Origin of the sequence: Microcystis sp. Msp_OC_L_20101000_S702, from assembly GCF_007095705.1 — a bacterium.
GTDB classification, from domain to species: Bacteria; Cyanobacteriota; Cyanobacteriia; order Cyanobacteriales; family Microcystaceae; genus Microcystis; species Microcystis ichthyoblabe_A.
Map to the genome: position 1 here is coordinate 1 of NZ_SFBO01000192.1, position 10,244 is coordinate 10,244.

General features: G+C 46.1%; 9 protein-coding genes. 2 read left to right on the forward strand and 7 right to left on the reverse strand.

Annotation, left to right across the window (positions count from 1 at the left end):
• Positions 1–304: 304 nt before the first annotated feature.
• From hpsU to EWV60_RS19945, 4 genes are all read right to left on the reverse strand, one after another.
• A complete protein-coding gene (gene hpsU, locus EWV60_RS19930) occupies positions 305–895 on the reverse strand; it encodes a hormogonium polysaccharide biosynthesis acetyltransferase HpsU (RefSeq protein ID WP_002779039.1) in 591 nt (196 codons plus the stop codon).
• 5 nt (positions 896–900) lie between these two features.
• The gene (locus tag EWV60_RS19935; protein WP_002752838.1) at positions 901–1,851 is read right to left on the reverse strand and encodes a glycosyltransferase family 2 protein; all 951 of its coding nucleotides are present in this window, start codon (positions 1,849–1,851) and stop codon (positions 901–903) included.
• Positions 1,852–1,999: 148 nt separating this feature from the next.
• Positions 2,000–2,665, reverse strand: a complete 666-nt coding sequence (locus EWV60_RS19940) for an urease accessory protein UreF (RefSeq protein ID WP_002737619.1) — start codon at positions 2,663–2,665, stop codon at positions 2,000–2,002.
• A gap of 28 nt (positions 2,666–2,693) precedes the next feature.
• On the reverse strand, positions 2,694–3,197 hold the full coding sequence (locus EWV60_RS19945; RefSeq protein ID WP_016514428.1) for a MogA/MoaB family molybdenum cofactor biosynthesis protein: 504 nt from the start codon (positions 3,195–3,197) through the stop codon (positions 2,694–2,696).
• Positions 3,198–3,636: 439 nt separating this feature from the next.
• On the opposite strand from EWV60_RS19945, the gene EWV60_RS19950 reads away from it, so the two are divergent.
• Positions 3,637–4,500: a helix-turn-helix domain-containing protein gene (locus EWV60_RS19950; protein ID WP_016514427.1), complete on the forward strand. Its 864-nt coding sequence runs from the start codon at positions 3,637–3,639 to the stop codon at positions 4,498–4,500.
• Positions 4,501–4,554: 54 nt separating this feature from the next.
• Here EWV60_RS19950 and EWV60_RS19955 read toward each other — a convergent pair whose 3' ends face one another.
• The 3 genes from EWV60_RS19955 to EWV60_RS19965 all read right to left on the reverse strand — a co-directional run bounded on the left by EWV60_RS19955 (position 4,555) and on the right by EWV60_RS19965 (position 9,770).
• Entirely contained in the window at positions 4,555–5,067 is a 513-nt protein-coding gene (locus EWV60_RS19955; RefSeq protein ID WP_002779035.1) for a hypothetical protein, read from the reverse strand.
• A 584-nt stretch (positions 5,068–5,651) separates the two neighbouring features.
• Positions 5,652–8,078 carry an ELWxxDGT repeat protein gene (locus EWV60_RS19960; protein ID WP_287234240.1) on the reverse strand — a complete coding sequence of 809 codons (2,427 nt, stop codon included), beginning with the start codon at positions 8,076–8,078 and terminating at the stop codon, positions 5,652–5,654.
• Positions 8,079–8,552: 474 nt separating this feature from the next.
• Complete coding sequence (locus tag EWV60_RS19965; protein WP_287234242.1) at positions 8,553–9,770, reverse strand: ATP phosphoribosyltransferase regulatory subunit; 1,218 nt, start codon at positions 9,768–9,770, stop codon at positions 8,553–8,555.
• Between the two features lie 91 nt (positions 9,771–9,861).
• On the opposite strand from EWV60_RS19965, the gene EWV60_RS19970 reads away from it, so the two are divergent.
• Positions 9,862–10,244 (forward strand): RNA-guided endonuclease InsQ/TnpB family protein (locus EWV60_RS19970; protein ID WP_287234244.1); only part of this gene is annotated, 383 nt, incomplete at its 3' end.

Consider the following 10,244-nt stretch of genomic DNA (forward strand, 5'->3'; position numbering starts at 1 on the left):
GCACAATAATAATAATATTATTGTAGGGGCGAATTGCATTCGCCCAAATAATTGTGCCTACCTACTTAGGACATTCTGGGCGCACGCGATGCGCCCCTACCATTGGCACAATAATAATATTATTATTGTAGGGGCGAATTGCATTCGCCCTCTTTAATTAGAAACCCTTTTTCTAATAAATTGTGTCAAATATATCTTGACAAAAATCGATAAAAATGCTAATTAAATTACGAACAGCTTAATATGTCCCGTGGGAAACAGTGGGGCAAAAGCGAGCGGAAGACCGCCAAAAATGCCTCTTAGCTTAACTACTATAAGAATTCATCTTTCTATCGTATTGAGGACGACAGGGACTACCCCAAGCGACCTTTTGAGCGGGAATATCGGCAAATACGCTGCTTCTTGCCCCAATAACAACATTAGAGCCAATTTTTACCCCCGGAGCCAAAAAACAATCGGCCGCGATCCATGTACCATTACCGATGAGGATGGGAGTGGTTTTTAAGCCAAAAGAGCGATCGCCGGGATCGTGACTGCCAGTGCAAAGATAGCATTTTTGAGAAATCACACAATGACTGCCGATGGTAACATTATCTAAACTATAAATCACCACATCATCGCCGATCCAACTATAATCGCCGATCGCCACTTTCCAGGGATAAGTCACCCTTACCGTCGGGCGAATTTTCACCCCAAGGCCGATTTTAGCCCCAAATAGCCGCAAAATAGCGCAGCGAAAGCTATCCATCTGGTGCAAACTGAGGGGAAAAAGAATTCCCTGTACTAACCACCAAAGTAGGATAATTGGATTAGAACGACCGCGATCAAACCAAGATTGATCGTAGGTACGCAGATCTAGCCATGCTTCCTCATCGGTGCGGATTTCTGGGGACATAGGACTTATTTAATCATTTCTACCGGTTGAGGTTCCGAGGGTTTAATCGGGGGATTAACATGGGTATTAACGTTTAATTTACCGCCAAATCTCCGTAATTCGTACAATTTAACCCCAATTTGGTATTCATACTGACTCAAAAGACGACCGTAGATATAACCAGCTTTGCCATCCAAGAAACCGAGACGGATAACATAAAAGAGAATAAAGCGGAGCAGCGGTTTAAAGGGCAATTTTACCCAAATTTTCTTTAAAAAACGTTTTCTCTGCACCGCATCACCGAAGAGGTGCGCTCCGATCGTGCCACTTTCGTCATTACCCGTGAGAATATTGTAATAAACCCGGGCCTCCCAGTTGGAATAACGATTATGTCTTTCTAACCAATGATAGATATCGCGGAAATCGATGTGCAGCATATCATTTTTTAGATAGCCCACCTTGCCATTAAGGATAACGTGTTCATGAACTTCGTTATCTCCCGTGTTGGGTATATCTTCCGTGTTTAAATTCTCATATCTACCCGACTTATGTTTAAATAAACGCAGATTCCAGTCGGGATACTTGCCACCATAACGAATCCATTGTCCGAGGAAGAAAACGCGACGATTGAGATAATAACCGTTATAGTTGGAATCTTGGATCACGGTGGCGATTTCGTCCCATAGTTCGGGGGTGATTCTCTCATCACAATCGACGATTAATACCCATTCATTGCGAAAAGGCAGGTTATCAAGGGACCAGTTTTTCTTTTTCGGCCAACGACCATTAAAATAAAATTGGACTACATTAGCCCCATAGTTGGTAGATATTTCGATCGAGCGATCGATACTTTGGGAATCGACGACAAACACTTCATCAGCCCTAGCAACACTCTCTAAACAAGCGGGAAGGTTAGATTCCTCGTCTTTGGCGGGAATTAACACCGAAACGGGAATTTTTTCTGATTGACTAAACATTGGTACACTGTGGCTAGGTAAAGTGTTCGCATCTTTCCTTAAAACCCTCCGTCACTCAGAAAGTGAGAACTAGGACTTAAGATTTTTTTCAATCATACTATACCTTATTTGGTTTTTAAGTCATTCTCCTGCTTTTCTCCCTAAATTGCTAACTGCGAAATAGACGACTATACTGGGTTTCGTGGTTCATACTGGCAAAACTTAGCCCCCAACTCCAACTGGTCAGGTTTTCATCGGCTAAACTGATAATATCTGCTGTTGCTGTTAATAAACTGGGCTGTAAACCGATCAGAAGCGCTTGTCCTAGGGTTTGTCCAAGGGGAATTAAACGCAGTCCTGCATTGATTAAATTACTTGCCCAACTGTGTAAATAGCCTAAAACCGCTAATTCTTCCCCAATTTGCCAATGACTTGCCCCGATCGCAAAGGCGGTGGCATAATTAGCCTGTTCCGGTAGATTATCTCTGTCTGGTGCTAACTCCCGCAATAGGTTTAACAGCGATCGCCCCATTTGCCAGCTTTGTTGTCTTAATTCGGCCGTTTCCCGCGTTGCCGATAACCAATTGTCCCAATAATTAAGTTTTGTAAAATCTTCTTGACAAAAACAACGATATACCCTTAGCAAAACAGCCGCTTCTAAGCGAATCGAGCCTTGACAAAGCGATCGCTCTAACCAATCATTCAAGGTGGCACTATTGGAGATAATCCCCTTTTCGACGAGGGTTTCTAGCCCTTCGGAATAACTATAGGCCCCCACGGGTAAAATGGGACTAGCCAATTGTAATAAACACAAAAGTTCTTTTTGATCGAGCATAGAAAACCGAGAAAATTGTCCTTATCAATTATCCATTCATCTGTTTAACCAGATGTAAAATTTCAGGAAGAATCAGTTTTTCTAGGGCTAATTTAACGGCATTAGTGGAACCAGGAAGAGAAAAGACTAATAGGTTTTGATAAACCCCAGCTATTGCCCTCGATGCCATGGCACGGGAGCCGATTTCCTGATAGCTAAGATAACGAAATAATTCGCCAAAACCGGGCAAAGTAATCCTTAATAAAGGTACTAAAGCATCGTAGGTGGTGTCTCTAGGAGCAATACCCGTCCCCCCATTAAGAATTAAGACTTTTATCTGATTTTGATTGCTAATCTCTGGTAAAATTGCTTGAATTTGTAAGGGTTCATCGGGGATAATTAAGTATAGGCCGATATCGTGACCCGATCGAGTTAGTAACTCTTGAATTATTTGGCCACTTCTATCCGTCTCTGGGGTACGAGTATCGCTCACCGTGACTACGGCACAGGTAAGGTGAAGGGGGGTGGCGTCGGGATGGGGAATAAAGGTCATAATTAGGGTTTGCGGCAAAAAGTTTTTCTTGGGTGTAGGGTGTAGGGTGTAGGGTTTTACCGATTTTGAGGTAGTCAATTACCTAATTTTCAGGGAAAAAGTAGCTGAATTTTCCCCCCGATTACTCCCATATCGGATACTTTTTGATTGACAAAAAGTCTAAAAGTCTTATCCAACAAGGTTTTTAGATTTATTCAGCCAGCCCTAATTAACGATATGCTGAGAGTTGGAGAAAAACAAGCATTAAGAACAAATGTATGTACTGACCGGCCAGTGCAGTCACCCTGAAATAAAAAACTTAACTTTGGCAAGTATTGCCGATTTTTACTGGTTTTTGCAACCTTTTCGCTGGTAATGACGACAAAGTAAAGGGAACTTCTAGAGAACAGATTATCCCAAAATAACAAAATCGAGATTATCATCTAAGTTGGTATAGATTATGACTGGAATTATGAGTCAACTCAGTCCCCTACAAGCCGAACAAATCAAGGAAATCGGGACTTATTTACGTCAAAAACGAGAAGAAAGCTGCCTGAGCATAGACGATATCGCCGCCGTGACGATGATTAGATTGCCAATGCTAGAAGCGTTGGAAACGGGGAATTGGGAGAAATTACCAGAATTAATTTATGTCAAGGGATTTATCAAACGCTACGGTGATGCCCTAAAAATTGATGGTAAAGCTTTAGCCGATCGCTTGTCTCCTAGTGCGGAACAATTAGCCCAAGAGGTAACTATCCCGAAAACACTGCCCACAAAAGCTACCCCCATCCCCAAGGCTGAACCGGCTGCCCCAAAAGCGGAACGAGTGAAACCAGAAAACCCGGCCCCAGAAACTAGCCCCCAACCAGCTAAATCGACCTTTTTCGGGATATATCTCTGGTTAGGCTTACTGGCGGGCATATTTTGTGGTATTGGCTATCTTTTCCTCCGTCCCCCTCTCTCTAATCCCCCTGCCGTTACTCCCTCTCCTTCCCCCGTGGGTTCCCTCGCACCGGTAGTCCCTCCTGCGCTGGTAGCCTCTCCTTCCCCTTCTCCTCCGCCAAAAGTTCCCCTCTCAGCCGAAGTAACTATTGAACAGGCCACTTGGGTAAGGGTAATTGCCGATGGCAAAAAAGTCCACGAAGGCAATCTCCAACCCGGGACCAAACGAACTTGGACAGCCCAAAAGAGTTTAAATATTCGATCGGGCAATGCTGGTGCTGTTAAAATCTCTCTTAACGACAACCCTGCCCAATTAATGGGTAAAGCTGACCAAATCGGCGAAATCACCCTCACTGCACCCCCTCTCAGTGATCAGTAAACAGTAATCAGTGAACTAAAAACTCACATCTGAAAACTGAAAACTGATAACTGATTAGGCTGCATCATCCCAGATGGGGGTAAGGGTTTGATAATCGTAGCGGGAAGCGTTGGGATGACAGGTGACACAGGTGGTGTGACCGAGAGGAGTGGGTAAATTGACCCTAGGGTGCAAAACCTTTACATAGCTGGACTGTTCAATTAGGAGGGGAACAAAAGTAGTCTCCCTAAGAGGGCGGGAAGAATAACTGAGATAATCCCAGATAAGACGCTGAGTAATGCCGACAATTGGTTTTAAACGGATACCATAGTGAGAATTAGGATTTTCTAGGATTTTTTTCCAAGTTTGACTCGGTAGGATGCTGGGAGGAATGGCAATATGGCAGGTGGCACAATTTTCTAGATAGGTTTGCTCTCCAATTTGATAACGATTTAGCAATGTATCCGAGGAGGGAGATTGGGCGATCGCTGGTTGTTGAAGTAGCGAAGCCAGTAGAATACCCCCTAGAATACTGAGGAGAAAGAGGATCAGAAAAAAAATCGATTTCACTTGACCGCTGGAAGGCATGACTGGGATGACGAGTAATTGAACACAATTTTGACACTCTCGCCATCACAAGGCCAAGCTGTGTGATGGGAGATTCTTGCTTCACAGAAACCTGCTTTTTGAGACGAATCCCAAGGAGTCTTACAGTCTCTCCACAAGTTTAAACTCCTGACTGCCCATCAGTATTTGGGTTCTTCTGGTTTATGTGTGGAAACGAGGTCTATACTGATATTTTCTAGTTTCTTCTGCGGCTCGACTGAGCATCGCCGAACGTTAAAATAGCCCTAAAAGTCTTGCTTGATAGGTATTTCACGGTTTCATAAGCAAAAATTAAGTAGGTAGGCGTTAAAAATTATCAGATGCCCCCCTTATCAAGGGGGGACTAAGGGGGGATCGGCACCCCCCTTATCAAGGGGGGACTAAGGGGGGATCGGCACCCCCCTTATCAAGGGGGGACTAAGGGGGGATCAGAGGCAAAATCCATTTTTAATTTAATTATAACCAGCTACTTATAACACAAAGTCGAGAAGAGCCTCTTAACTTTTTTTGTATCAAAATTACTTGAACGGGAGCATTAAAAGGGGGGAATTAATCCCCCCATTAATTTAGACAAAGAAACTATTGACCGCAATAGTACCTAGCGCCGGTAAACTACCCGTTAACCCAGTCAGATTAATCACCAAATCATTAGCACTTTGGAAGCCTGCTGTACCATCGTTGATAATTAGGTAAGTAGAAGAACTATTGTCCCGCACTAAAACAGCGCTGTTCATCCCGAGAGCTTGATTTCCGGCTGTTGCCCCATTAGCATCGGTAAAGACATTAGTAACAATGGTGTTAATGTTGGTCGTGGTGCTATCTGTTGCCCGGGTAAAAGCGACCGGGGCATTAATGGCCCCACCAGCTTGACTAAGCAGGTCAATCTTATCAGTACCAATAGCAAAATCCGTAACTCGGTCTAGGGCTGCGGCAGTGGACTGACCAAACTGGAAGATGAAGATGTCTGTCCCTGTCCCACCGGTTAAAGTATCGCGTCCAGCAGCACCATTGAGGGTATCGTTACCAGCAGCACCATTGAGGCTATCGTTACCAGCAGCACCATTGAGGTTATTATTGCCACTATTCCCTGTAATCTGGTTATTTAAGCCATTACCCGTGCCATTAAGATTACCAGTACCGGTGAGAAGGAGATTTTCCGCGTTGTTAGGAAGGGTGTAGGAAATGGAAGCTTGCACGGTATCGGTTCCCTGGTTGAGAGCTTCAATGACCAAATCCCCGGCATCATTTACCGTATAAGTATCGTTTCCGGCTAATCCAGTCATGGCATCTGCTCCAGAGGTTCCCACAAGGGTGTCCGGACCGGAAGTACCGATAAAGTCATCATTATTGATGGTTCCCGTGGCAGTAGCGGTGGTAATAGTAGCGCCGTTGGTGGCATTGGAGAGGGTGACGGTAAAGTTTTCGTTCAGTTCTACCGTTGTATCTCCCTGAACGTCAACAGTAATTACTTGACTGGTTTCCCCCGTCGCAAAACTTACTACCCCACTGGGTAACAATCCCCCGACAAAATCAGTGGCATTAGCAGGATTGGTTCCCGTGCCGGTAACTGCCCAGTTAACGTTATTGCTTCCCGTGGTATTAACCGCACGAGTGACGGTGAAGGTAAAGGCTTTACTGCCACTGTTGCCCTCGGTTTGATTGGCATTGGTGGCGGCAATGGCGAGGGTGGGGATGGTGGGGGTACTCACGGCCCACAATTCATAACCGTTAACGGCGTCATTGGCAGTGAAGAACAGGGTGTTGCCCACCGCCGTTAGATTGAGGGGTACGGGGCTAGAGGAACCGGGGCGGATGTCGGCCACCAGAACCGTACCAGCCGCCGTGCCGTCGCTCCTCCACAATTCCTCACCGTTCACGCCGTCATTGGCAGTAAAGAATAGGGTATTGCCCACCGCCGTTAGACTGCGGGGGTAGGAGCTAAAGGAACCAGGTCGGATATCTTTGACTAGGACTGTACCGGTCTCCGTGCCGTCGCTCTTCCATAATTCAAGACCGTTCACGCCGTCATTGGCAGCGAAGAACAGGGTGTTGCCCACCGCCGTTAGATAGCGGAGGGAGGTAGGTACGAATGAGGGGATATCTTTGACCAGAACCGTACCAGCCGCCGTGCCGTCGCTCTTCCACAATTCATAACCGTTGTTTACGCCAGCATAGGCCTCGAAGAACAGGGTGTTGCCCACTGCCGTTAGATTGCTGGGGGCGCCACCGAAGGCAGCGGGGAAGATATCTTTGACCAGAACTGTACCGGCCGATGTGCCGTCGCTCTTCCACAATTCTGGTCCTTTCACGCCGTCATCGGCAGTGAAGTACAGGGTGTTGCCCACTACCGTCAGACTGTTGGGGTAGGAGCTAGATAAACCGGGGCGGATATCTTTGACCAAAACCGTACCGGCCGATGTGCCGTCGCTCTTCCACAATTCCTTACCGTTCACGCCGTCATCGGCAGTGAAGAAGAGGGTATTACCCACTGCCCTCAGATTTTCCAGGTTGGAGCTAGAGGAACCGGGGCGGATATCTTTGACCAAAACTGTACCGGCCGCTGTGCCGTCGCTTTTCCACAATTCATAACCGTTCACGCCGTCATTGGCAGTGAAGAACAGGGTGTTGCCCACTGCTGTCAGACGGTTGGGGTAGGAGCGATAGAGACTGGGGCGGATGTCTTTGACCAAAACTGTACCAGCCGCCGTGCCGTCGCTTTTCCACAATTCCTGCCCATTAACGCCGTCATTGGCCCGGAAGAACAGGGTGTTGCCCACCGCCGTTAAATTGAGGGGGCTGGACGAAAAGTAACCGGATAAGATATCTTTGACCAGAACCGTACCAGCCGCCGTGCCGTCGCTTTTCCACAATTCCTGCCCATTAACGCCGTCCTTGGCGTGGAAGAAAAGGGTATTGCCTACTGCCACTAGGTTTATTGGGTAGGAGCCAGTGGAACCGGGGAAGATATCCTTAACTAAAAAAGGAGTTGACATGATTTTTTCCTGAATAAAGGGTGAAAATTTTAAAATCGCCGTTTCCCGCACTTGGGACGGACCTAGTCGTTACCATGCCAAGAAGCGGCTCAATCATCGCCGTCAGCGTTGGGTTTCATGCTTTAACCCAACCCAAGTTCACCTCTGGTATAGATTAGAATCGATTATTAACATTGATTTTTGCTTATGATTTATTATGGTTTCAGTGGGTATTAATGGGGGTTATTATAAACAAACCAATCAATATTATTTATAAAGTTTTTTGAACGGCTCTTCTGGTTTATGTGTGGGAACGAGGTCTATTCTCGCGAAACAGGTGCAAGATTTTGAGGGAATCGTGCTTCAAAACCTTGCGTCTTCATCGGCCCGCGTCCTGTAGGGGCGAAGCATTCGGATAAAAAATCTACGGTTTCACCGATAGGTTATTGCCCGAATGCTTCGCCCGTACTTTTTTTTCGCCACTTTTGCCCCCTTTTAGAGAGATTCTTCGCTCACGGAACCATCTTCTTGCACCCAGGCGAGATTTTTAATCATTCGATCGCGGGCATAGGTGCGAATTTGTGCCTCGCTGCGACCCCCTAAATCGATCGCCACTCTCAGATTCGGATCACTGGTGCGAAGGGAGCGAGCTTTACTAAAAGTCGCTATCTGGGCGTTATTACCCAAAGGGATAAGTAACCAGTCGAGGGGAGGAGCTTGACTGGGTAAAGTCTGCCCTGATAATAAACTTTCGTGCAGTTCTTCGATATTTAGGGAAAAACCGATACCCGGAGCCGATTGGCCCTGGGGATGAAAAACGCCCAATAATTGATCATAGCGTCCGCCTTGGCCTAAAATACTGAGATTTTGCTGGTGATCACTAACGGCCTTAAAAACGATGCCGGTGTAGTAATCAAAGGTTTGAATCAGACTTAAATCGAGAATTAGGGGAAAAGGCCCAGAGCGATCGGCATTAAGCAGCTCTACTAGGGATTTAAGGTTATTAACGGCTTTTTGGGCTGATTCTTCCTGGGCTAATACTGCCACTTGTGCGAGGACATCGTGAGGATTACCGCGCAGGTGAAATAATTGTCGGGCTTGCTGCCGGAGGGTTTCGTTGGGATAGGGAAGATTTTCGAGGCTAACGTAGTCAAGGAGGGCTAAACAGCGTTTCACCTGTTCCCGCAAGGGACCCGGAAAAGGGGAAAGTAGGGAACGAGTCAAACCCGCTTCTCCTAAAATAATCTGCCAGTTAGGGACGGCCAAACTATCGAAACAGTCAGCCAAGAGCAGTAAAATCTCGGCATCAGCTAGTAAACCGCCAGAAAAGAGCAGTTCTACCCCTGCTTGATAGAATTCCACTTGACGACCGTGATAACCGGCGCTAGGGCGACGAAAAACGTTGGCCCGATAACAGAGACGTTGGGGATAGGACTCCCCACTCATGCGGGTGACGGCACTACGCGCAATGGAAGCGGTTAATTCAGGGCGTAATCCCGATAGTCCTTGACTATCCCCGTGGAGTTGGATCACGGTGCTGGGATCGATCGTACCGCCTGCGGTGAGGGTATCGAGCCATTCAATGGTGGAGGTGACGATCCTTTGATAGCCCCAACGCTGAAAGACAGACTGAAGGCGATCATTAATCCAGCCTTTTTGGGTAACTTCTAGGGGTAATAAATCCCTTGTCCCCGCCGGGGGTTGATGAATCATCGAAAATTTTGGGTCTGAAACCCCGTCGTTCTACGACGGCTTTACTGTTAAATATTAGCACATTTACAAAATATATGCTAGAATGTGAGACATGGAAAAAGCCTATTCTTACCGATTTTACCCCACACCCGAACAAGAGTCGCTATTGCGGCGCACTTTGGGCTGTGTAAGATTAGTTTACAATAAAGCTCTCCACGAACGAACACAAGCATGGTACGAAAGACAAGAAAGAGTAGGATATGTTCAAACTTCTTCAATGCTAACCGATTGGAAAAAACAAGAAGAATTAAACTTTCTCAATGAAGTAAGCTGTGTACCTTTACAACAAGGGTTAAGACATTTACAAACAGCTTTCACTAACTTCTTTGCTGGTCGTACTAAGTATCCTAACTTTAAGAAAAAACATCAAGGAGGAAGTGCCGAATTTACTAAGTCTGCTTTTAAATTTAAAGACAAACAAATCTATTTAGCCAA